The organism is Pedobacter sp. ok626, from assembly GCF_900100435.1.
Classification (GTDB): Bacteria; Bacteroidota; Bacteroidia; order Sphingobacteriales; family Sphingobacteriaceae; genus Pedobacter.
Genome location: NZ_FNEX01000006.1, coordinates 55,675 through 78,200, shown reverse-complemented (window position 1 = coordinate 78,200; position 22,526 = coordinate 55,675). Strand labels below are relative to the sequence as shown.

The 22,526-nt window shown below is 36.6% G+C and carries 20 protein-coding genes; 11 read left to right on the top strand and 9 right to left on the bottom strand.

Annotation, left to right across the window (positions count from 1 at the left end; all coding sequences use genetic code 11):
- Positions 1 to 82: 82 nt before the first annotated feature.
- The 4 genes from BLS35_RS10285 to BLS35_RS10270 all read right to left on the bottom strand — a co-directional run bounded on the left by BLS35_RS10285 (position 83) and on the right by BLS35_RS10270 (position 3,605).
- Positions 83 to 370, bottom strand: coding sequence for a CBS domain-containing protein (locus BLS35_RS10285; protein ID WP_165973257.1), 288 nt, complete (start codon positions 368 to 370; stop codon positions 83 to 85).
- Positions 371 to 508: 138 nt separating this feature from the next.
- The gene (locus tag BLS35_RS10280) at positions 509 to 1,513 is read right to left on the bottom strand and encodes a helix-turn-helix transcriptional regulator (protein ID WP_090780566.1); all 1,005 of its coding nucleotides are present in this window, start codon (positions 1,511 to 1,513) and stop codon (positions 509 to 511) included.
- A gap of 3 nt (positions 1,514 to 1,516) precedes the next feature.
- Positions 1,517 to 2,500: a helix-turn-helix transcriptional regulator gene (locus BLS35_RS10275; RefSeq protein ID WP_090780564.1), complete on the bottom strand. Its 984-nt coding sequence runs from the start codon at positions 2,498 to 2,500 to the stop codon at positions 1,517 to 1,519.
- A 307-nt stretch (positions 2,501 to 2,807) separates the two neighbouring features.
- Positions 2,808 to 3,605, bottom strand: coding sequence for a DUF3825 domain-containing protein (locus BLS35_RS10270; protein WP_090780563.1), 798 nt, complete (start codon positions 3,603 to 3,605; stop codon positions 2,808 to 2,810).
- A 569-nt stretch (positions 3,606 to 4,174) separates the two neighbouring features.
- Here BLS35_RS10270 and BLS35_RS10265 point away from each other — a divergent pair.
- Genes BLS35_RS10265 through pgl form a run of 4 tightly spaced genes read left to right on the top strand, consistent with a single transcriptional unit; the run spans position 4,175 to position 8,606 of the window.
- Positions 4,175 to 4,939, top strand: coding sequence for an ROK family protein (locus BLS35_RS10265; RefSeq protein ID WP_090780561.1), 765 nt, complete (start codon positions 4,175 to 4,177; stop codon positions 4,937 to 4,939).
- Positions 4,940 to 4,942: 3 nt separating this feature from the next.
- A complete protein-coding gene (gndA, locus tag BLS35_RS10260; protein ID WP_090780559.1) occupies positions 4,943 to 6,358 on the top strand; it encodes an NADP-dependent phosphogluconate dehydrogenase in 1,416 nt (471 codons plus the stop codon).
- 11 nt (positions 6,359 to 6,369) lie between these two features.
- Complete coding sequence (zwf, locus tag BLS35_RS10255) at positions 6,370 to 7,881, top strand: glucose-6-phosphate dehydrogenase (RefSeq protein ID WP_090780556.1); 1,512 nt, start codon at positions 6,370 to 6,372, stop codon at positions 7,879 to 7,881.
- Positions 7,881 to 8,606, top strand: coding sequence for a 6-phosphogluconolactonase (pgl, locus tag BLS35_RS10250; protein ID WP_090780555.1), 726 nt, complete (start codon positions 7,881 to 7,883; stop codon positions 8,604 to 8,606). The genes zwf and pgl overlap by 1 nt, the downstream gene beginning before the upstream one ends.
- Positions 8,607 to 8,640: 34 nt before the next feature.
- Here the strand turns inward: pgl and BLS35_RS10245 are convergent, their stop codons facing one another.
- Together BLS35_RS10245 and BLS35_RS27740 are read right to left on the bottom strand one after the other, a co-directional pair.
- The gene (locus BLS35_RS10245) at positions 8,641 to 9,090 is read right to left on the bottom strand and encodes a DinB family protein (protein ID WP_090780553.1); all 450 of its coding nucleotides are present in this window, start codon (positions 9,088 to 9,090) and stop codon (positions 8,641 to 8,643) included.
- A gap of 47 nt (positions 9,091 to 9,137) precedes the next feature.
- The gene (locus tag BLS35_RS27740; RefSeq protein WP_165973258.1) at positions 9,138 to 9,314 is read right to left on the bottom strand and encodes a hypothetical protein; all 177 of its coding nucleotides are present in this window, start codon (positions 9,312 to 9,314) and stop codon (positions 9,138 to 9,140) included.
- Positions 9,315 to 9,553: 239 nt separating this feature from the next.
- Between BLS35_RS27740 and BLS35_RS10240 the strand changes: the two genes are divergently transcribed.
- A complete protein-coding gene (locus tag BLS35_RS10240; protein WP_090780551.1) occupies positions 9,554 to 10,147 on the top strand; it encodes an RNA polymerase sigma factor in 594 nt (197 codons plus the stop codon).
- Between the two features lie 31 nt (positions 10,148 to 10,178).
- Positions 10,179 to 11,408: a FecR family protein gene (locus BLS35_RS10235; RefSeq protein ID WP_090780548.1), complete on the top strand. Its 1,230-nt coding sequence runs from the start codon at positions 10,179 to 10,181 to the stop codon at positions 11,406 to 11,408.
- Positions 11,409 to 11,462: 54 nt separating this feature from the next.
- Here BLS35_RS10235 and BLS35_RS10230 read toward each other — a convergent pair whose 3' ends face one another.
- Positions 11,463 to 11,825, bottom strand: a complete 363-nt coding sequence (locus BLS35_RS10230; RefSeq protein ID WP_090780546.1) for a hypothetical protein — start codon at positions 11,823 to 11,825, stop codon at positions 11,463 to 11,465.
- Between the two features lie 625 nt (positions 11,826 to 12,450).
- Between BLS35_RS10230 and BLS35_RS10225 the strand changes: the two genes are divergently transcribed.
- The 5 genes from BLS35_RS10225 to BLS35_RS10205 all read left to right on the top strand — a co-directional run bounded on the left by BLS35_RS10225 (position 12,451) and on the right by BLS35_RS10205 (position 20,666).
- Entirely contained in the window at positions 12,451 to 13,041 is a 591-nt protein-coding gene (locus tag BLS35_RS10225; RefSeq protein WP_090780544.1) for an RNA polymerase sigma-70 factor, read from the top strand.
- Positions 13,042 to 13,097: 56 nt separating this feature from the next.
- Entirely contained in the window at positions 13,098 to 14,213 is a 1,116-nt protein-coding gene (locus BLS35_RS10220) for a FecR family protein (RefSeq protein ID WP_090780542.1), read from the top strand.
- A 206-nt stretch (positions 14,214 to 14,419) separates the two neighbouring features.
- On the top strand, positions 14,420 to 17,737 hold the full coding sequence (locus BLS35_RS10215) for a SusC/RagA family TonB-linked outer membrane protein (protein WP_090780540.1): 3,318 nt from the start codon (positions 14,420 to 14,422) through the stop codon (positions 17,735 to 17,737).
- Positions 17,738 to 17,747: 10 nt separating this feature from the next.
- Positions 17,748 to 19,118, top strand: coding sequence for a RagB/SusD family nutrient uptake outer membrane protein (locus tag BLS35_RS10210; RefSeq protein ID WP_090780538.1), 1,371 nt, complete (start codon positions 17,748 to 17,750; stop codon positions 19,116 to 19,118).
- Positions 19,119 to 19,145: 27 nt separating this feature from the next.
- On the top strand, positions 19,146 to 20,666 hold the full coding sequence (locus BLS35_RS10205; RefSeq protein WP_090780536.1) for a TlpA family protein disulfide reductase: 1,521 nt from the start codon (positions 19,146 to 19,148) through the stop codon (positions 20,664 to 20,666).
- Between the two features lie 49 nt (positions 20,667 to 20,715).
- Here the strand turns inward: BLS35_RS10205 and BLS35_RS10200 are convergent, their stop codons facing one another.
- Entirely contained in the window at positions 20,716 to 20,955 is a 240-nt protein-coding gene (locus tag BLS35_RS10200; RefSeq protein ID WP_090780534.1) for a hypothetical protein, read from the bottom strand.
- Between the two features lie 477 nt (positions 20,956 to 21,432).
- Positions 21,433 to 22,497, bottom strand: a complete 1,065-nt coding sequence (locus BLS35_RS10195; protein ID WP_090780532.1) for a hypothetical protein — start codon at positions 22,495 to 22,497, stop codon at positions 21,433 to 21,435.
- Positions 22,498 to 22,526: the final 29 nt, after the last annotated feature.

Here is a 22,526-nt window from a genome sequence, read left to right as displayed (position 1 = left end):
TGTACAATATTAATACATTACTCCGCAAAATCACGAAGAAATAACTTAATTTCTGTACACCTCCGTCCCCCCTACACATACCTTAAATCTCTTCAGAAGCATTAAACTGTCGATGCATTGAAATAACAGCGCTTCTTAAATCGAAATTCAGTTTATGATAGAACAAATCACTGCCCTCAGCATTGTCATGCAGAAACCGCACAAGATCCCTCACATAAATTAACCCTATACATTGGCCTTCTTCAACTACAGGTAAAACTTCATCTCCACGATCAAGCATCACTTTTAAAGCTTCTACTACTAATTGCTCAGGATGTAAACCCGGCGTATTTTCTATCCCAGGAAAAGTAAATCCTCCTTTCGTAATCATTGACTTTATCATATTAAATTAAACTCATCCTCCATTGCAATAGCAATTCCCTATCTTTTTGTTGAAACAAAGGTACAGCGAGCCAAGCGACAAGGATGCCAGAAAACGGTTTTATGCTAACGGATTAAGACCAAAAGGTTAAATAATAGATTTAATGAATATATCCTGTGGCAAGGTGCCGAATGCTTTCTTATAGGCTTCAGCAAAATATCCGGGCTTACTGTAACCCACTTCCAGCGCTACATCACGTATCGAATTGAAATTTCCACTCTGCAATAAATTTTGAGCCAGGAGCAGTTTTTCCTGTAGAAAGAAACTATTCGGACTACTTTTCATAAGCTTGCTAAACAGCTTTCTAAACTTAGATTCAGACATCCCCGCCATAGTAGCCAACATGGCCACGCCAGGAAAATCCAGTAATAAATTATCTAATAAATATTGACTGGTACGCAATATCCCAGCGGTATCTGCCGGAGATAGTTTTTCAATTATGGGTTCAATATTCCTTATACGCCTAACCAGATAGGTTAAGATTTTTAAGGCAGTCCCCTTAGCGAACAATTCAAATGAAGGCTCATCAAAAGACCTTTCCTTTAATTTTCTGAGCAAAAGACGGGTACTGCTATCTATATGGCTATAAAAAAATAAGGTATTCTGCGTATCGTCAAACAGGGTTTCAATTACCTCCTGTGGTTTGTTATTTCCCATCAGCGACATCAGCAGTTGTTTACTGATAAACAGACGCAAGCTGTAATACCGTTCGTTAACCGTAGGCGTCAATATGCTTTCGATACGGCTATCCGTAAAGCCCATACCCAGCTTAGATTGGTAACCGATCTGATGAGCTGTGCCTGCTACAGTATGACTGTTGATTTCATCATTCAAATCATAATATGCCAGATAAAAATGATCTTTGCTTGCCTGCTGTGTAAATGAAATAGGAATATGGAAAGTTACATCTAACAGCAATAAAGAAAAACCGGGCATCACCTCCAGAAAAAAAGAACCACCCTTACCTATATTTTCAGGCAAGACCAATTGTTGGTCATTAATAAGTTTCGCCCCCAGCGCATCGGCTAACACTTGATGCCAATCCGGACTTAAAGCATAACTATGTCTGATATGTAGGGTATTTTCATACATCAATTAAAGATAGCTGATATGTTCTTTCGGAGCGACTCCAAAAGCGTTTTTAAAAAGTTCAGCAAAGTGCGACGCATTGGCAAAACTATATTGCGCGGCAATCTGCCCTATCGTTTGTTCACCATGCTCCAACATTTGTTTCGCAAGCAAAAGCTTATTGTTTAGAAAAAAGACATTCGGACTCAATCCCGTCAGCTTTTTAAACAGTGTTTTATAACGGGTTTCCGACATACAAGCATCAGCTGCCAATGCAGCTATTCCAGGAAAAGGGTTTGTGATCTGATCCAGTAATACCAACTGCGAGTTTATAATAGCAGTCAGATCTTCCTTCAGTACTTTTTCAATCAATTCTTCTTCCTGCCCCGCTACCTGATCCATATAGTCGGCCATTAATGCATACACCGTTCCCTTTAAAAACACGTCATAGAGCGGATCATCCATATCTATTTTACGTAATTCATCAATCAACCACCAAGCTTCATTAGTCATTCGCTCATACCTGATAAAGGTATTTTGATCGGCATCAAAAACAGCATCCAGTACTGCTTTAAACTGGGGTAATTTTCCAAGGTGTTTTTTAAAAGCAGTTTTAGCTATAAAAATGGAGATCATGTAAGTCTCACTCCCCTCCATCACAATGTAATCTGCATCCAGACCGCTATCCATAATTGCCAGATTATAATTCCAGCGTCCTACGGGTTTCGAAACTTTATCCAGCACATGAAATGCATCCCCCTCGGTAAGATTAAAATAAACCCCAATAAAATCTTGTTTGCTATTGCGTTGATGGTAAGTGACCTGCTGATTGTAGGTTGCATCTATAATCAATACCGTTGCAAATGGGCTAACCTCCAAAACATAGCGGGTGCCACTATGTACTTCTTCGGGTATTTTGAGATAACTACCCTCTACAAAGCCACCAAGTTCTTTTGCCAGATGCTCTTTCCAGAACACATCAACCCCATACTCGTGGGTAACTTCTTTCATGTGGCTATTTTTTAATTCCAGCTCAAAACTAAAAAATATTCCATACGTTAACAAACCTAGTTCATGGCGGGGCTAAATTCAATCATCAGTATTACAGCGTGTTTTGATGCTGACATGGGCCTGTGCCTGCTTGACGAATTCAGTATGACGATCGCCTTATTATGACTGACTAGAGATTGTCATTACGACTATTTTTGTATTTTCGTATAGAAATGGAAACTAAGGCAGTCCTTTATCGTTATCAAAACAACCTTTCAAAATACCTGTTCGCAGTTTAGGAGCTTCACAAATACACTGGAACAGCTAATTAAGGTTTTAGCCATGAACTTTGTGGTTTAACGATTAATCTGGCATTGCTATAGGCCATCTTTAATGTCAAGCAAGTTCTAGCTGTATATGTGGTGTCATTTAAGCTATGAACAACTAAAGCAAGATCAGGGTTAGAGGACCCGGCTGTTAGGCAAAGCGGCAAAAGTAATTGTATTTTACCTTCATAATATTGGGGTATCGCTATTTTATAGTTTGTTTTCACCTTCTTTTTAACTTCATCTATCGCGCCAAAAAGCTGTCTTCTTACCTCGTTTGGAGTAGCAGCTTGTAGGTGAGGTGGGAATCTATCCAAATTATCTTCAATAATGTGATCTATATCCGGAATTAAAGTACATTTTGGATTGAATATCAAGGCCGCTGGCTTTTCAAAGTAATTGGCAATATCTGGCATATTGCTTGAAAAATTAGTTAAGATTTTATTATCACTATTTTTCAAAAAACCTTTAAAAAAAAATTGAGAAGTTTTGCCTTTGTGTACTCTCGGGCTTTTATATGCTTCAAAGTATGCTATAATCTCTTCAAGATTCGGAGTTACCAATCCTGTATTAAAAGCCGCAAACTTATTATTTGTTGTAAAATATATTTTCTTTTCAGCTTGTATTTTGCGAAATGTATGCTCTAGATATGCCTTTAAAATTGAATAGATACATTTTTTCGCATCTGAGAAATCCCAGACTTCAGGATCTGCAATACTTTCCGCTAGTTCCTTAATTTGATCTTCATAGGACGGGAAATAGGCAAATTCAAATAACTTTGATTGATAAGTTTTTGTCATAGCTTAATTGTTCTAAAAAGAAAAAGCTTCCCAAATTTAGGAAGCCTTCGTTATATATTTTTTTTAAGTATATATTTTCATGGATAGACCCATGAGATCTTTATGTTTTTGAAACTTTATATGCAAATCTACATATAATAATTATATAAGAAAAATATTTTTCAAAAACTATTCAATTTTACCTTAAGTTAACGATACAGAACGTATTCATCAAAAATATTTATCAATTACGAGATACTGAAATAACCTTCGCAGCATTCTTGAAGACAAGAATCAATAAATATTACTGAAAAATTCAGGATGACGATGAACATATAATACGTACTAATACACTCTGCAGTAAAATAGCCACCAACTATACTAGCCCCCCTGTGAGGAGAAAATTTGCCTTCTCAGAAAGAGCCTAGCCTTCTTCGCTTTTTCAGCGAAGCAATGCAGCTCTTGACGAGAATGGCTAATTTTCATGAGAATGCCTAATTTTCATCCTTAGTATAGAAGAATATTGCTCTTTATTTTGTTATTTTGAGCGACATTAAAGAACAGGCCATTTTTTATCCTAAAAGCAAAACATGCCAGTTACAAAGAAAAACGAGAAAAACCCTAATATTTTATCGATTGATATTGGTGGCACTAGCATTAAAGCCTGTATTTTAAACTCAAAAGGCGATCTGATTTCCGAGTTCAAAAAGGTCCCTACACCAAACAAGGCCACTCCGCAAGACGTATTAAAATGCATTAAGGAGCTTGTTGCTACCCTCAACGATGATTTCGAAAAGATTTCTATAGGCTTTCCTGGTTATGTAAAATGTGGCAGAGTACAAACGGGAGTTAACCTGGCTGCAAACAAATGGATCGATGTAGACCTTGCTCAGCAGGTAAGTGATATCTACGGCAAACCTGTGCGCTTAATCAACGATGCCGACCAACAAGCCTTAGGCATTGTAGCTGGCAAAGGATTTGAAATTGTATTTACGGTAGGTACCGGCTTCGGTACAGCCCTGGTATTTGATGGCGAGCTGCTTCCACATCTGGAACTGGCTCACCTACCCATTACCAAAAACAAAGACTACGATGATTATATCGGCGACAAAGCCTTCCTAAAAATCGGTAAAGAGAAATGGAATGAGCGCTTGCAGCGCATCATCGAAATCTACAAAACAGTATTCAACTACGATACACTTTATATAGGCGGTGGTAACTCCAAGGAAATCAACTTTGCGCTCGATCACAACATCAAACTGGTTTCTAATAAAGACGGAATTAAGGGCGGCGCGAAACTTTGGGACCTGGAAGAAAAATATCACGTATTTACCAACCACCCTAATAAAAAATAGACAATGAACAACAAATATACTTTAGGAATGATCGGCCTTGGCACCATGGGCCGCAATTTATTGCTCAACATGGCCGATAATGGTTTTGCCGTAACAGGTTACGACAAAAGCGCCAAGATGCTGGAAAAATTGGAGGAAGATGGTAAAGCCCATAATTTAAAAGGTTTTGCTGTTTTAGAAGATTTTATCCAATCATTAGAATTGCCAAGAAGAGTCATGTTATTGGTTCCTGCAGGGCAAATTGTAGACAGTGTAATTCAGGAGCTTGTTCCTTTATTGGATAAGGGCGACATGATCATCGACAGTGGAAACTCACACTTCACCGATACCAGCAGAAGAGCAACTGAGCTTGCTGGACAAGGTATTCACTTCTTCGGAATGGGAATTTCTGGTGGTGAAGAAGGTGCACGTTTCGGTCCTAGTATGATGCCAGGTGGTGATAAAGCGGCTTATACCGCTGTAAAACCTATCCTTGAAGCCGTATCTGCTAAAGTAAATGGCGATCCTTGTGTGGCCTATATCGGTCCGGGCGCTTCTGGTCACTTTGTAAAAATGGTGCACAATGGCATCGAATATGCCATGATGCAGATCCTTGCCGAAACTTATTACCTGCTTAAAAACGGCATAGGTTACGATAACGAGCAAATCTACAACACCTTCAAAAAATGGAACGAAGGCAGGTTACAATGTTTCCTTATGGAAGTAACCAGAGATATTTTTAAAGTTAAAGACGAAAAATCCGGCGGTTATTTAATCGATGTGATTAAAGATGAAGCCAAGTCTAAAGGAACTGGTAAATGGACTTCACAGGTTTCTATGGATCTGCAATTGCCTATCCCAACCATCAATGAGTCGGTAAGCTGCAGAGATCTTTCTAAATTCAAGCAATTACGTGTCGCGCTAGCTGCTGCCCTACCGCATGCTGCTGAGAAAATCGAGAATGTTGCTGAATTTGAAGTACAATTGGAGCAGTCGCTTTACTTCTCTATGATCACTTGTTATGCGCAAGGTTTACACCTGCTTACGCAAGCCTCTACAGAATTTAAGTACGAGCTTAACCTGCAAGAGATCTCTCAGATCTGGCGCGGTGGTTGTATCATTAGAGCTACTTTGTTAGAGAACATCTACCAGGCTTATAAAAAACAACCTGATCTTGCCCACCTTTATGCAGATGCAGGCATCCAGGAATTGTTAAAAGAGATCGTTCCGGGAACCAGAAAAGTAATCGGTTCGGCCATTCAAAATGGCTTTGCCGTACCAGCTTTTGCTTCGGCATTAACTTATTATGATTCTTTAAGAACGGATAAGTCTCCACTTAATTTAACGCAGGCACAAAGAGATTTCTTTGGCGCCCATACTTTCGAACGTACAGATGAAGCCGGTATTTTCCATGCCGACTGGAATTCAAATAATTTGTAAAAAACAGTAGAATGAAAACAAGTATCAGCCTCAATCCAACCATTATCGTAATTTTTGGTGGTACCGGTGATTTAAATCTGCGCAAATTGGCGCCCGCTCTTTACAACCTTTACTCGGATGGCTATATGCCAAGCCAGTTCGCCATTATTGGCACGGCCAGAAAGAAGCTTACTGATGAAAACTTCAGAGACACCATCATGAATGGTGTAAACAGCTTTTCAAGATCAGGTAAGGTGAAGCAAGAGAAGTGGGATAAATTTGCTAGTCATGTTTTTTACAGCCCGGTTGATGTGGAAGCCCCTGAAACCTTTGGCGAATTAAAAGCAAATATCGAAGCGCATCAAAAAGAATTTGGTCCTACTACTCAAATCCTTTACTACTTAGCTGTAGCGCCAAACTTATTCCCATTAATCGCAAAATGCTTATCTAAATACGAATTAGCAGGTACGGAAGACAATTGCAGAATTGTAATTGAGAAACCTTTTGGTCGCGATTTGGAAACAGCAAGAGAACTGAACTGTATCTTGACCAGTATTTTCACAGAAAAACAGATCTATCGTATAGATCATTACCTGGGTAAAGAAACTGTACAAAACATCATGGCTTTCCGTTTTGCCAACTCCTTCCTGGAGCCATTATGGAACCGTACTTACATCGATCACGTTCAGATCTCGGTAACGGAACAACTGGGTGTAGGCGATAGAGGTGGATATTACGAAAGTGCCGGTGCATTGAGAGATATGATCCAAAATCACTTATTGCAATTGCTTTGCTTAATTGGTATGGAAACGCCTGTTAATTTCGATGCTGATGAAATCAGAAATAAAAAAGTAGATGTATTGAAAGCAATGCGTCCTTTTGGTCCTGATGATATCCGTTTCAGTACCGTACGCGGTCAATATACCAAAGGCTGGGTTGAAGGAAAAGAAGTACCGGGATACCGTCATGAAAATGGTGTTGATCCAGACTCTAATACTGAAACTTTTGCAGCTATTAAGTTCTTTGTGGACAACTGGCGTTGGCAGGGTGTTCCCTTCTACGTACGTACCGGGAAACGTTTATTCCAAACTTCTTCGTTAATTACCATCCAGTTTAAGGATGTTCCACACCATATTTTCCCAGCAGCAGTAACTGAGCACTGGCAGCAAAACAGGTTGATCATCAGTATTCAGCCTGAAATGAGTATCCGTTTACAAGTACAAGGCAAAAGACCAGGATTAGACATGGTATTGAACCCGGTTGATATGGTATTTGATTACAAAGGCACTTATACAACGGAATCTCCTGAGGCTTACGAAACTTTATTACTAGATGTAATGACAGGTGATCAGACGCAGTTTATGCGTGCAGATCAGGTAGAAAGCGCATGGGAATTGTTGATGCCTGTAGTAAATGCATGGGAGACTAAAAAATCATTGAGCTTCCCTAACTATACTGCTGATTCATGGGGACCAGAAGATGCGGAAGCATTGATTGCCAGAGATGGTTTCCACTGGTTTACCCTACCTTTAAATAAAGATTAATGAACTTATTGATATATAAAACACAAGACGAATTATTGGCAGACCTAGCTGCTTATATCATCAAAATAGCCAATAAGGCGATTGATGAGCATGACAGGTTTGACTTTGTACTTACCGGTGGCAACTCGCCAAAGGCTTTGTACGAAATGTTGGCTACAACTTATAAGGACAAGATTGACTGGACAAAAGTATTTTTCTTTTTTGGTGATGAGCGTAATGTGATGCCAACTCATGAAAGCTATAATGGCTTGATGGCAAAAAAGGCTATACTTGATCCGTTGAATATTCCTGCGGAACAGATCTTTTATGTAGATACTACGCTTGCACCAGAAAAAGCAGCGATAGAATACAATAAGGCTATCGTTAAGCACTTTAATGGTGCCGATTTGGCCTTCGATTTGATCTTATTGGGCATGGGTGATGATGCACATACGGCATCGTTGTTCCCAGGAACAAGCATCTTGAAAAATGACAACGTTGAGATTGATTCTGTGTATGTAGAGAAATTATCTACTTACCGCATCAGCTTTACAGCTCCATTAATTAACAAGGCCAAAAACATTGCCTTCCTTGTTTTTGGCGAGAATAAAGCAGAAGCAGTGAAGCATGTGATTGAAAGCGATAAAAAGAATACCAGCTTGTACCCTACTCAATTGATCCAACCAATTGACGGCGGTGTAACGTGGTTCTTAGATGAAGCCGCAGCCAGCCTGCTAGAAAATTAAAAAATGGGTACTGGAAACAGTACCCATTTTTCGTTTAAATATCCAACAATCTCCTGTGGTAATTGATCTGTCCCAGGTGATAAGCCAAATGTGTGCTCAAATGCACCAACATAAAACCTACAGAGCTCCCTCCTACTACAATTTTAACCAAGGGATAGTCATTTACTAGTTCTTCCTCAGATAATCCATCCAGCGTCGTATTTACAACCTTAATAGTATCCTCAACTTTCGCTACTAACTCAGCTCTCGGTACATCTTTCAGTGAGAACTCCAGTTCTCTGTTTCTAACATAGCCGGTTTTTCCAAGCTCGGCGCCAACAAACGTATTCAAATTGCCAACCAGGTGCAAACACAGGTTACCGGCAGAATTGGCTATATTCTTATCTACAAGCCAAAGCTGCTCTTCTTTTTGGTATGATTCAATTTCGGACTTTAGTTTGTTCAAATCACGTGTAAAAAGTGATTTTAAAGATTCTTTTAGCATAATAATCAGTAATGTTATCGGCTAAATTAAGAGAAAAATCAATAATACTATTTCTTGGGACCGAACAATTTATCAGCTTCTTCTTTCAGTTTATTCAGTTTTACATTTACCTGATTAAACTTTTCTTCAATCAAGGTTCTTTTATCGATGATATCTTTAAATACATCGACTTCTTTCTGATCCTTTTCAAGAAGTTCCTTTTTGTTGAGTACTTTTTTTTCCATACACTTTGAATTATTTAGATAAATATGCCGAAAGCGTCACGCGTACTAAGTATTCATATTGTTCATTAGTTCGAGCCATTAATCCATAGCTATTACCAATCTGTAATAAATATACTATTAATTCATTGCTGTTCATTATAAATATTAATAATGAATACAATGAACAAAAAGCAAAAATGCGATTTCGTATAGTTTTACCCGCATACCAAACGGTTTAGTATCTAATCCTAAGAAAAAAAATGAGCGATTATACAAAATATCCGGATGTAGAGCTAGTCAGACTATTAAAAACCTCAGATCATGCAGCTTTTACCGAAATTTACAACAGGTATTTTTATTTACTCTATGTACATGCCGTTAAAAAGCTCCAGGATGGAGAGCTCGCTAAAGATATTCTTCACGAGCTTTTTACCAAACTTTGGGTTAGACGTGAATGGCCACTAACCGCCGAAAACCTCGTCGGCTATTTATTCACCCTAACCAGAAACCGCATACTAGATCATTTTTCACATCAAAAAGTAGAAGCCAGGTACATGGCTTCCCTAAAAAATTTTGTAGCTACAGGTAATTCGGGCCGCACAGATGCCTTAGTAAGAGAGAATGAGCTCAATGCCCTGATCAATAAAGAAATTGATGCCATGCCTAAAAAAATGCGGGAGATATTTGTATTGAGTAGAAGAGCGCAACTCTCCTACACAGAGATTGCCCAAAAGCTCAATACCAACGAAAACAATGTTTCTAAGCAGGTAAACAATGGACTTAAATTACTTAGAAAAAAATTAGGCCTTATTTGTTATTTACTCTTCCTATTTTATTACTACTCCTCGTTATAGCAGTAACCAATAAGACAATAACAATATAAAAATGGACAATATAGACCCAAAAGACTTACTCCTTAGATACAGCTCGGGGAGCTGCGATGAGGATGAAAAGCGCCTTGTCGACGATTGGTACGCTACCTACAATATGGATGTAGCTGACATTTCATTTGAAGAAACTGAAGCTGCAAAGCTGGAGGTTTTTAACTTATTACCTCAGCCTAAAAAGCCATTTATTAGAACTTTAAAGCCATGGCTTACTGCAGCTGCTAGTATTGCCGCAGCTTGTACCCTAGTCTATGGTGCCAGTCATTTCATAAAGCCACAACGCGTTCAAAAAGAAGAAACAAAAACAGAAACTACTGCTCATACGATAAAACCGGGCTCCAATAAAGCAACCCTTACTTTGCCTAATGGTAAAACCATTGACTTAGGCGATGCTAAAGATGGCGAACTGGCTAGCACTGAAGAGGGTGTAAAAATTATAAAAACTGGCGATGGGCAATTGCTTTATCAATTTAATCCGGATGCAGTCAGCGCAGCTGGCCCAATGGATTCTCTGCCTTCAAAAATTATAGGAAAAATAGTCACGGCAAAAGAAACACCCGTTTTAAATACAATGATGACGCCTAGAGGAGGACAATACGAAATCGTTTTACCAGACGGAACTGTTGTCTGGGTAAATGCCAAAACGATACTGAAGTTTCCTTCTACATTTGAGAATTTGCCAGAACGCAGGGTTTATCTGTCGGGCGAAGCTTATTTTGAAGTTAGACAGATTAAAACTGTTATAAACATGAAACGCAGGGCGAGAAAAATACCGTTCATTGTACAAACCAATACACAGGAAATAACCGTATTGGGTACGCATTTTAATGTCAACAGTTACGATAGTGATGAAGGAGTTATCAAAACAACTTTAGTAGAAGGTTTGGTCAAGGTTACTGATGGAGAAAAAAACGCCACCATTAAACCAGGTCAAGTAGCCATTAATGTAGGTTCCGAGATCAGGGTAAGAAAAGCAGATTTAGAAATGGCCCTCGCGTGGAAAAATGGCGATTTTGCATTTGAGCAGGAGAATTTAGAAGAGATTATGAAAAGAGTTGCCAGATGGTACGATGTAGATGTGGTATACGCTGATCCAAATTTGAAAAACAAACCTTTTAGTGGTAACATTTCAAAATATAGAGATATTTCTGAATTACTAAATATACTGGAAGCAACAGGCGAAGTAAAATTTAAAACTCAGGGGAACAAGATTACTGTTATGAAGTAAGTTATAATTGAAAAATGGGAAAGTTGATAATGCCTTGGATGGAGATCCAGGGCTTTATTTTTTTAAAAACTCTTCCTTCTCTCTCAGCAATTTGATTATCTCATCCTTCTCCTTTAAGAGTTCCTTAGCGTGCTTCAATTCAAGCGTTAACTTATCTAGCTTTGTTTGCCATTCCAATAGCTCTGCCTTACGAAAACCGGCGATCGGCTCTTTATCATCGTAGAAAGATATTAGGTTATAATCCAATACTTTGCTCAATGTCAATATCAGCTCAGAGTCTATGGTTTTACGTTTATAGATATCAGAAACGTTCTGCTTGGTGTAATTGATCAATTTACCAAGCCCAGAGGGCTTAAGGTTTTTGCTTTCGGCAATCTCCTTTACAAATTCTCCAAATAATTTAGCTTTATTCTCCATTAACAAAGCTTTCTATAAAGAAGGATAAAATCGCACCGAAATAGTGTAATTTTATTTGTCTTTTAGTAAAGTATTGTTTGCCAATATAAGTCAAAATTGTTATATTTGTACTATGTCAATTTGTACCTATAAAGCGGTTAGGTCTTTAGCTCTGAGGTATAACTGTTGTTCATTATTGTACGATAATGAACAACAGTATTGTAGATGAAAATCTACCTACAAAACCCATGAAAAACTTCCAAAAAGCCCATTTTTGCTATCTCCAAAGAAATAGATGTTTAAATACATTTTTAATCAATCTAAATAGTGTTAAGCACTTTACTGAACAGCAACACAGCGGCTAAAAGTTGCGAAAACGCAAGAAAGTCGATCATTCTGGAAAAAAGCAAAACACAGAGACGACAGGAATAAAACCGCCTTAACAATGGCTTAAGGGAAGCTTTCTATGCTTTTAAAAAAAATAAAAATTGCCTCCTACGGCATCAAAATGGCTCTAGCTTTCTTTCCTATCGTGAATGAGAGTCTCAGCAAAAAAAATGAACAAACTGAACAAGAGCTAAACTTCTCTTATTCAGTTAATTGATTGATAATACTACAACTAAAAACTTTATATAGACTAACACACATGGGGCAGGCGATAGATTACAAGCAGCTTTCAGATGCTGATCTCGTCTTTCGTTTAAAAGAAGGAGATCATGCTGCATATTCCGAGATCTACCAAAGATTTTTTGGATTATTATATGCATTTATATACAAGCGATTAAGAGACAAAGATGAGACAAAGGACATTCTACAGGAGCTTTTTACAGATGTGTGGCTAAAGCGAGAAACTTTACAAATTCCGGTCTTATCCTCTTACTTATATAAAGCCGTACGTAATAAGATGATCAACTTAATGGTCCACAAAGATGTTGAAGAAAAATACATGCAATCTATAAAGAATTTTATGGAGCATGATACCGTCATGACCGACCACTTGGTAAGAGAAAAAGAATTAGCTGCCATTATAGAAAAAGAAGTAGACCTACTACCCAACAGAATTCGCGAAGTTTTTTTAAGAAGCAGGCAAGCGAATATGACCTATAAGGAAATTTCAGATGAGCTTCATTTGACTAAGCAATCAGTAAGGACTTATATAAAAAGTGCAATCAAAATTTTACGCTTAAAACTAGGCCTTATTGCTTCTCTTTCCGCAGTGTTTTATTTTTTTAATTAAAATAGTGCCCCTCCCCACTACATTTCTTGTAATAACTTACAAAGGCCATTAAACTTATGGAAGCTGATAAAAATAAAAATTTTGTAAAAAAGTACAATAGCGGAATTGCTACCTCCTCAGAGCAAGATATTGTAGAATCCTGGCATCTAAAAGATTTAGAAGATAAAGGTAAATACACTATCGTACCAGAAAAGGATATAGACGAGGCTAATGAAGCAGTCTGGAAAAATCTACCCGGTAATTCCGCTATAACTAGGAAAATAAACTGGCCACTGAACATTCTCCTTACCGCGGCTGCAATAGCAATTCTAGCTACTGTCTCTACCCTGCTCTTTAAAAATGCGGACCCAGTACCCGCACGATTTGCTACCGATATTAACCCAGGCGGAAATAAGGCAATCTTAACCTTGAAAAACGGTAAAACGATTGAACTCAGTGCTGCCAAAAGCGGTATTGTAATTGACGCTTCAAAATTAGCTTACAATGATGGGACACTAATCAACAATGAACAAGCCCAGGCCTTTACTGTCTCCACTCCTCTTGGTGGCACCTACCAAGTAAAACTTCCAGATGGATCCAAAGTATGGCTTAATGCTGGATCTAGTTTAACCTATGATCCATATTTAAAAGGAAAAGAACAATACCGAAATATTAAGCTATCAGGCGAAGCATACTTTGAGGTGGCTAAAGATAAAAAACATCCTTTCGTCGTTACCACAGATAAACAGAAGATCGAGGTTCTGGGCACCCACTTCAACATATCTGCCTACATCGATGATCTCTCAAACAAAACCAGCTTGTTAGAGGGCAGCGTTAAGGTCGCCCCTCTTACAACAACTGGTAGTGAGACTAAAGGGCTCATACTCAAACCAGGCCAACAATCTGAAATTAACTCGAAAGGCATAAGTGTGCAGGAAGTTGATCCCACAGAAGTCATTGCCTGGAAGAATGGAGATTTCAGTTTTACCAGTGAAAGCTTGGAAAGCATCATGCAGAAAGTTTCTCGCTGGTATGATGTTGAGGTAACATATACTAATAAAAAACTTGGGAATAAACCCTTCAGTGGTGTTATTTCTAAATATGAGAAAGTCTCTCAGGTTCTGTGTCTATTAGAGGCAACTGGAGAGGTGAAATTTAAGATTAATGGGAGAAAAATCACTGTTATGCCGTAAAAAACAATCTGTCGCGCGTGTACGCACGCGTGGAAAACAAGACACAAAAAAGTCGTTTATGCTTTACGAGAGCATAGACGACTTCAAATCTGCATCAACTAAAGTATCTAACTATCAATTAAACAGACAAAACGAACTTACTTAATTTAATTTAATCGACAAAATTAAATTTAAATCATCGTAAGGTAAGCTTTGTTACAAAGCCTATGAAAACCAACTACATGAACCGAGAAGCCCTCATAGAGGGCTTCTTCAAAACTCTATACTTAATGAGGTTAACCCCTATTATAATTTTATTAGCAGTACTCCAATTGAGTGCGAGAGACAGTCGCGGACAAAAGCTAACTTATAATAAGGACAATACCACCATTAGTCAGGTCTTTAAAGAAATTAAACGCCAAACCGGTTACAATGTAGTTTGGTACGAGGGAAAACTTAATTCTCACATGTCTATTGATGCAAACTTTTACAATACACCACTTGATAAGGTGATGGACAATGTTTTATTTGGACGCGCAGTTACCTACCAAATTATCGGAAAAGCTATTGTGGTTAAAGCAGATGTGTCTTCTTTTCGTGACAAGCTTATTGCTCTTTTTGCTAATATTGATGTGCGTGGCCGTGTGCTTGATGAAAATAACGAACCTTTGGCGGGAGCAGTTGTGAAAGTAAAGGGAGAAAAAAACTCCACCTCTACCAATTCTAATGGGGAGTTTATGTTGAAAAATGTGGATGAAAATGTCACTCTGGTTATCTCTTTTTTAGGCTACGAAACACAGGAAGTAAAAGCAGTTAAAAATATCCCCTCTATCAAATTAACACCAAGTACCGATAAATTAGAGGAAGTACAGATAAATGCAGGGTATTATACTGTAACCGATAGAGAGCGGACGGGTTCAATATCTAGAATCACTTCAAAAGATATTGAAAAACAGCCAATAAATAATGTATTGCAAGCAATGCAGGCAAACATTCCCGGTATACAGGTTCTACAGAATACTGGTGTACCAGGAGGCGGATTTAAAGTACAAATAAGAGGTAAGAATAGCTTAAATCAAGGTAATGAGCCATTCTACGTTATCGATGGGGTTCCGTTTTCATCAACAACAATTTCGGCGGGGCAGGGTAACGGAATATTACTGAATTCTAGCCCTTTAGCTAGTATAAACCCCATGGACATTGAAAACATTGAGGTTTTAAAAGATGCTGATGCTACTGCGATTTATGGGGCTAGAGGAGCGAATGGAGTAATTTTAATCACCACTAAAAAGGGGAAACCGGGAAAAACAAATACATCAATAAGCTTAAATCAAGGTATTTCAAGAGTTGGTCATAAATTGAATTTAATGAATAACACCCAATACCTTGAGATGAGAAATGAAGCATTTGCCAACGACAAAATCACCCCAGCAGCTAATCAATACGATGTAAATAGTATATGGTCACCTACTAAAAATATTGATTGGCAGGAGGAATTGATCGGTCATAATGCACCAATGACAAACTTACAAGCTTCATTATCTGGAGGAGATGAAAATCTACAATATCTTTTTAGTGGAAGTTATTACAAAGAAGGTACTGTCTTTCTTGAAAAAAGCTCTTTTGGTAGAAACTCAGGTAATATTGGTATACAATATAATTCAGATAATAAGAAATTCTTTGCTACATTCTCAGCTAACTATAGTCAAATAAGAAGCGATTTATTCCCAGGTGACATGACACAATTTATTTACCTGCCGCCAAATTTCCCAGATCTTCTTGACAACGAGGGAAATTTAAATTGGGATGATAACAGAATGAACATAAATCCATTAGCGCAATCACGAAGGGATTTTACTTCTAAAACAAATAATTTAACAACAAACACATCATTAGGATATAAAATTTTCCGTGACTTAATTTTTAAAACAAATTTCGGATTCACTAAAATGGATAAGCACGATTATAGCAATAACCCTTTGAATTTAAGGTATCCAGGATCAAATTTCGGTCCGGAAAGTAGAGAAGCCGTATTCTCGGATTATGCAGTTGAAACGTGGATTGTCGAACCACAAATTAACTGGAATAAGACTGTATGGAGAGGAAAGCTCCAAGCACTTTTAGGAACGACCTTTCAGCAGAATTTAAATGATGGCCAGAGCATCGTAGCATCCAATTTTGCTAGTGATGCGCTACTTGGAAATATTGCAGCGGCGTCTTTGCTCACTGTTCAAGAAAGAAGATATCTGCAATATCGATATACAGCAGTTTTCGGCCGTCTTAATTATAATTTCAGTGATAAATATATTGTAAACTTAACCGCACGACGAGATGGTAGTAGTCGGTTTGGTAATGAAAGTCGTTTTGCTAATTTTGGTGCAATCGGCGCTGCATGGATAATTAGTCAGGAAGATTTCATTAGAAAAAAGGACAATTTTATAAGTTTTGCGAAATTGCGTGTAAGTTATGGAGTAACTGGAAATGACCAAATTTCAGATTACGCTTATCTATCATTGTGGAGTACAAATACGGGGACTTCTAGTACTTATCAAGGTCTGTCAACATTATCACCAAATCAAATTTCCAATCCTGAATATGCCTGGGAGGTGAATAAAAAATTTGAAGCTGGCATAGATCTGGGTCTTTTTAAAGACCGAATTAATTTATCTTTTGATTTCTATAGTAATAGGTCTTCAAATCAACTATTATATGATCGCCTTCCTTATGTTACAGGCTGGGCGGGAGTAACTACGAACTTACCGGCAAAAGTTAGTAATACAGGAATTGAATTTATATTAACTTCCAAGAATTTGTCGACTAGTAATTTTAGGTGGAATACCTCTATTAATTTTACACTCCCAAAAAACAAACTACTTAAATATCCGGGGTTGGGTAAACAATTATTGTATGAAATTGGACAGCCGCTTTCGATATTAAAAGTCTATAATACATATGTAAATCCCCAAACAGGTCTGTATGTTGCAGAGGATTATGATAAAAATGGGATCATAGACGATGATGATCGGTATAAAATTGAATTCATAGGACGGAAGTACTACGGCGGAATTGAAAATTCTCTTACTTATAAGGGATTTAAGCTGGACTTTTTATTCCAGGTAGTAAAACAATCTGGAAGTAGTTTTTATTCACAACGAGGTGTAACGGGTAGTTTTAATATAAGAACACCTCAGGCAAGCAATTTTCCTGTGGAACTTCTTGATCGTTGGCAAAATGTCGATGATAGGCCATCATTTCAAAAATTTGGAACAACTAGCACAAATTCAATAAGCAACACGACAGCAACTAAAAACGGTTCGCTGGCAATTGTCGATGCATCATTTATTAGGTTAAAGAACGTCGATTTTTCCTATACACTACCATCTAATGTTACAAAAAAAATAAAATTTAATAGTATTAGGTTCTATCTGCAAGGACAAAATCTATTTACTATTACAAAATATCTAGGCTTAGATCCTGAAACACAGAGCTCAGTAGGTCTTCCAAGTCTTCAGGTTATTTCAGCTGGATTTCAAATCACATTATAACTAAAATATTATGAAATTTATATCTAAAAACCTGACATTTTGTATGGTATTGCTAATATCAGTAAATTATTCCTGCAAAAATTTTTTACAAATTGACCCACCTAAAGATAAGATAAGACCGGATCAAGTTTTTGAAAATGACATAATTGCAACCTCTGCCATAACTGGAATTTACAGTAGAATGGCTGTTTCAAATTTTAGTTCAGGAAATTATTCATCAATAACAACAATAGCAGGAGTTTCAGCAGATGAATTGATATCATATTCAGATGAGTTAGCTGGATTTTATCAGGCACAAGTCGATAAAAATTCATCTATAATACAACTTTTATGGTCTACCCCTTATAGTTACATTTATACGGCCAATTCAATTTTGGAAGGGTTGGCGGCATCCAATGGGGTAAGTAAAGCTACAAAAATGCAATTGGAGGGCGAAGCGAAGTTTATTAGAGCATTTTTCTATTTTTATCTAGTTAATCTTTGGGGAGAAATACCCCTCACACTTTCAAGCGATTATCGAGTTAACAGAATTGAAGGGAAATCCAGCAAAGATAGAGTATATGCTCAAATTATTTCTGATCTTATAGATGCAGAAAAACTAATGTCTTCTACCTATATTAGCGGCGAAAGAGTCAGACCAAACAAGTGGGCTGCAAAAGCACTGCTTTCCAGGGTTTATTTATATAACGAAAATTGGGAACTCGCCGCCAGAGAGGCATCAGAAATAATCGATCAAAAAACGACTTATAGTCTCATAGATGATTTAGATAAAGTCTTTCTGAAGAACAGTACCGAGACTATCTGGCAATTAATGCCACAGGCTGGGTCAAACACGCTGGAGGGAGGCCTCTTTATCTTAACTGCGACACCAATTTTTGTATCATTGTCTCCTAATCTTATCCCACTGTTCGATTTAGGGGATAACAGAAAATATAAATGGATTAAAGAATATACTAATACAACCGGGAAATATTATTATCCTTTCAAATACAAAATAAAATCATCTTCTTCAGTTTCAGAATATTACACAGTAATTCGATTAGCCGAAATACACCTAATTCGAGCAGAAGCAAGAGCTAAATTAGATCAACCAGAGTTGGCACTGGAAGACATTAACGTTATTAGAAAAAGAGCTGGATTGGTTACTCCTTTGACTGGGTTGAATCAAAATCTATGCACGATCGAGATTGCCAAGCAACGACAACTTGAACTTTTTGTAGAATGGGGGCATAGGTGGCTAGACCTTAAAAGAAATTCTCTAGCTAAATCTGTTTTAGCTCCTTTAAAAGGAAAGACTTGGCAAGAGACCGATATCTTATATCCCTTTCCAGCTTATGACATTACCCAAAATCCAAACTTAAAGCAAAATTTAGGTTATTAAGTTAATTCTCACAATTATCTAACGACTATGAAAAAGATTAAAAATGTCTTATTGTTTCTGTTACTTGGTATATGTTCGGTTACAGCACAAGAAACCGCAATGAAAAAGCCTATTCTCTCATTGGAACCGACAGCATCTAATGAAAGAATGCCCGACAGTATAATTGTGATTTTTCGGAAAAATAATATTTCTAAAACATATGATTCTAAAAGAATAACGATAAAACCCAAAAAAGGAGTTTATCACGTTGATTTGCCAGCATTGGACCATATCGCTATGATTGATTTGGTTTTTTATTATGGAACCGAAATTATTCGGTTAGAGGGACATTATTTTGTAGCACCCTCCGATAAAGTTAAGATCCTTTTTCAAAAAAAACAGGGTGCTATTTTATTAGATTTTTCCGGAAAGGGGGCAGATAAGTATACCATCGCATATCAGATGATAGCTGAGAATTCAAATCTTTGGACAAATTTAAATAATTCATATTTTAAATTTGGTAAAAAGATAATGGCTTCGACTTTTTGTGATTCAAAAAATCTCGATACTATTATTAATGAGTGGAATGACATGTCAGAAACCAGCATGTTACATCATGAGAGCATCTTATCAAAAGATGGTCAAAACATAGATACTGAGTTAAAGAATTTTTGTAGAGCTGAATTTGACTCATCGAGATCTATGTTACTAACAATCTTGTGGCGTTTGTATTGTTCAACAACAACACAAGAATGCAAAATTAGAATTGGCAATTTTTATTTATCAAAAATACCATCGGTAAATTTAGTCTCAAAGAATACACTAATAAAATATAGCTACAATTTTATTAGTTACAAAGGGAGAGAATTAAGTAACGAACTGGATATAAGGAATGGGAGTAAAAAACATTCGTTTAAGCAACAATACGATGCACTGAAAGCCATTGGTCTTACCGATGTGCGAGATCGACTAATTGCAGATATGTTTATGAATCCAGAGGTACGAACGGGCATTAATAACTTTACTCAAAGAGATTCTTGTTTAAAAGATGCACTAAAAATTGTAAATTTATCGTTTTTACTTACGCCTCTTAACAAGCAACTTTTGTTTACAGAAGGAAGTGAAATTTACAACTTTTCCTTTGCCGATACATCTGGAAATTTGATAAGCTTAAATGACTTAAAAGGAAAAGTCTTTTTAATTGATTTTTATGGAGAAGGTTGCGGGGGATGTGCTGCTTTTTATAAACAATTTAAAGACAATGTCTTTCCAGAATTTTCAGAAGACCCTCGATTTGCAGTTGTCAGTGTAAGTGTTGATAGAACAAAGGATCGTTGGCTTAAGGCAATGAATTCTGGACTTTATACCGATAAACACCATATTAATCTAAACACTGGTTCCTTAGGTGTTAAACATCCAATGTTATGGAATTACTATAAAATAACAGCGATTCCATTTTTACTTCTTGTTAATAGTGATGGGAAATTAATTGCCAAAATAGATAATCAATCCAATGAGCAAATTAGCGCGATGATTAGAAGAGCACTAAATAACAAGATTTTAAATTAAAGGTTATAACTAACCCTACTTTCAATAAATATATTAGATTTCTAAAGTATTATTCATTGTAATAATTGTTTTCTACTTGATTCATTGAAGCCTGTGGTCTAGCAGGATCGTTAGCTGGAGTTGGAGAAATGTAAACAGCACCATTTGTAACTGTAAATGATAAACATTGGATATCTCCAATTTCATTACAATCTAAAACTTTATTCCCTGCTAAATTATAGTAGGGTACTCCAATTGAACTACCTATAGAAAACAAGGCCAACAAAACGAAATTAGTTAATGTCTTCATATCTTTTAATTTTCATACTCTATTGTAAATACACCCAATTTATTACCCTATAGTCCAACGAGCTTGTCTTTGTGTATTCTAAATCATTTTACGTCTTGTTAATAGTGATAAAAATAGATAACAATTCCAATGAAAAAATTATGTAATGATTAGAACAGCACTAATAACAAGATTTTAAATTAAAGATTATAACTAACCCTACTTTCAATAAATATTTTAGATTTCTAAAAGATTATTGATTGTAATAACTGTTTTCTAGTTCTAGAAATGACGGCTGCGGTCTAGTAAAATCAAAAGCCGGTGTAGCAGAATAATAAAGAGGGGCGTTGATAACTGCAAAAGATGAACATTGGATATCTGAGATTTCGTTACATTCTAGAACTTTATACCCTGCTAAATTGTAGTAGGGTATGGCGATTGAAGTACCTATAGGAAGCAAGGCCAACAAAACACAATTAGTTAATATTTTCATATCTTTTAATTTTTATATTTTATAACAAATACAGCCAACTGACTACCATATAGTCCAACTAGCTTGTCTTTATATATTCTAAATTGACTTAATTTATGATTTCCTACTCTTGGCAAATGAAAGCTCTGAAGATATTTTCCCGTTTTGAGATCATAAATATCTATTGTTCCTGATTTTCCAAATTCATCGGGACTTTCATTATCTGCTCTTAGGTATGAATGGATATAAATATGCTCTTTGAAAATACAAAATCTTCGATTTACAAGTAATGGCCTCCCTAGTGTTGATGTTTTTTGGATGGTATCTTTTCCGTAAAATAGCTTTGTTGTTGTTGTCGTTAGTCTTGCATACTTCACAGTATCTATTGTCTTTGCTTGGTATATCGTTTTTAAGTTTGTATCTAAACACATAAAGACACCTCTAAAATAAAACATATATACAATGACATTAGAGGGTTTATCATATTTTACTTGACCGTCTGTAGAAAATATGCCATCGATCTGTTTCTCTGGCATAAAGTCTATTCGGTTAGTGCCTTTCCAATTAACTTTCCCAACAATTCGTCTATTTATCCCTTGATAATATTTACTACTCATAAAAAGAAAGGAATTTGAATTAATTAAATCTGCATGATAAAATGAATTGCTATCCAATCTCGCAATATTTTTTTTACTGTTTTCACCAGTTTTATATGCCATTCCATTTTTCCCATTTAATAAAAAGAATGCATCCTGGTAAGATCTGACTGTATTAACCCCCTTGAAGTCTCCAATATGAGTAGGAATTCGAAGAGTTCTATATTTAATTTTTTTGAGGTCATATTCAATCTCTATAATTTCATAAGGCTTTTCAAGCCTATATAAAAGTATTGACTTGTCTTGTAAGCCAACAAAGTCATACTTATCCTCCATAAGACGAATGCTATTTTCTAATATAGCTTTTGTTCCGCTAAAAGTACGAATGAAACCATTTTCTCTATTTTCCCCTTTGGTAGAATAATTAAATAGAATAACCACTCCAAGAACGCCTAACAATAACAGTGAAATAAGAATAAACATTGTCTTTTTCATAATTCAGGTCAATAATTTGCTATTAAGCA

Coding starts and splice junctions, on each gene's coding strand:
- BLS35_RS27740 (WP_165973258.1), bottom strand. CDS start 9,314: ATGGAAAAAAAAGTACTCAACAAAAAGGAACTTCTTGAAAAGGATCAG.
- BLS35_RS10200 (WP_090780534.1), bottom strand. CDS start 20,955: ATGAAGACATTAACTAATTTCGTTTTGTTGGCCTTGTTTTCTATAGGT.
- BLS35_RS10205 (WP_090780536.1), top strand. CDS start 19,146: ATGAAAAAGATTAAAAATGTCTTATTGTTTCTGTTACTTGGTATATGT.
- BLS35_RS10280 (WP_090780566.1), bottom strand. CDS start 1,513: ATGTATGAAAATACCCTACATATCAGACATAGTTATGCTTTAAGTCCG.
- BLS35_RS10225 (WP_090780544.1), top strand. CDS start 12,451: ATGGGGCAGGCGATAGATTACAAGCAGCTTTCAGATGCTGATCTCGTC.
- BLS35_RS10210 (WP_090780538.1), top strand. CDS start 17,748: ATGAAATTTATATCTAAAAACCTGACATTTTGTATGGTATTGCTAATA.
- BLS35_RS10245 (WP_090780553.1), bottom strand. CDS start 9,090: ATGCTAAAAGAATCTTTAAAATCACTTTTTACACGTGATTTGAACAAA.
- BLS35_RS10265 (WP_090780561.1), top strand. CDS start 4,175: ATGCCAGTTACAAAGAAAAACGAGAAAAACCCTAATATTTTATCGATT.
- gndA (WP_090780559.1), top strand. CDS start 4,943: ATGAACAACAAATATACTTTAGGAATGATCGGCCTTGGCACCATGGGC.
- BLS35_RS10230 (WP_090780546.1), bottom strand. CDS start 11,825: ATGGAGAATAAAGCTAAATTATTTGGAGAATTTGTAAAGGAGATTGCC.
- BLS35_RS10285 (WP_165973257.1), bottom strand. CDS start 370: ATGATTACGAAAGGAGGATTTACTTTTCCTGGGATAGAAAATACGCCG.
- BLS35_RS10275 (WP_090780564.1), bottom strand. CDS start 2,500: ATGAAAGAAGTTACCCACGAGTATGGGGTTGATGTGTTCTGGAAAGAG.
- BLS35_RS10220 (WP_090780542.1), top strand. CDS start 13,098: ATGGAAGCTGATAAAAATAAAAATTTTGTAAAAAAGTACAATAGCGGA.
- BLS35_RS10270 (WP_090780563.1), bottom strand. CDS start 3,605: ATGACAAAAACTTATCAATCAAAGTTATTTGAATTTGCCTATTTCCCG.
- BLS35_RS10240 (WP_090780551.1), top strand. CDS start 9,554: ATGAGCGATTATACAAAATATCCGGATGTAGAGCTAGTCAGACTATTA.
- BLS35_RS10195 (WP_090780532.1), bottom strand. CDS start 22,497: ATGAAAAAGACAATGTTTATTCTTATTTCACTGTTATTGTTAGGCGTT.
- zwf (WP_090780556.1), top strand. CDS start 6,370: ATGAAAACAAGTATCAGCCTCAATCCAACCATTATCGTAATTTTTGGT.
- BLS35_RS10235 (WP_090780548.1), top strand. CDS start 10,179: ATGGACAATATAGACCCAAAAGACTTACTCCTTAGATACAGCTCGGGG.
- pgl (WP_090780555.1), top strand. CDS start 7,881: ATGAACTTATTGATATATAAAACACAAGACGAATTATTGGCAGACCTA.
- BLS35_RS10215 (WP_090780540.1), top strand. CDS start 14,420: ATGAAAACCAACTACATGAACCGAGAAGCCCTCATAGAGGGCTTCTTC.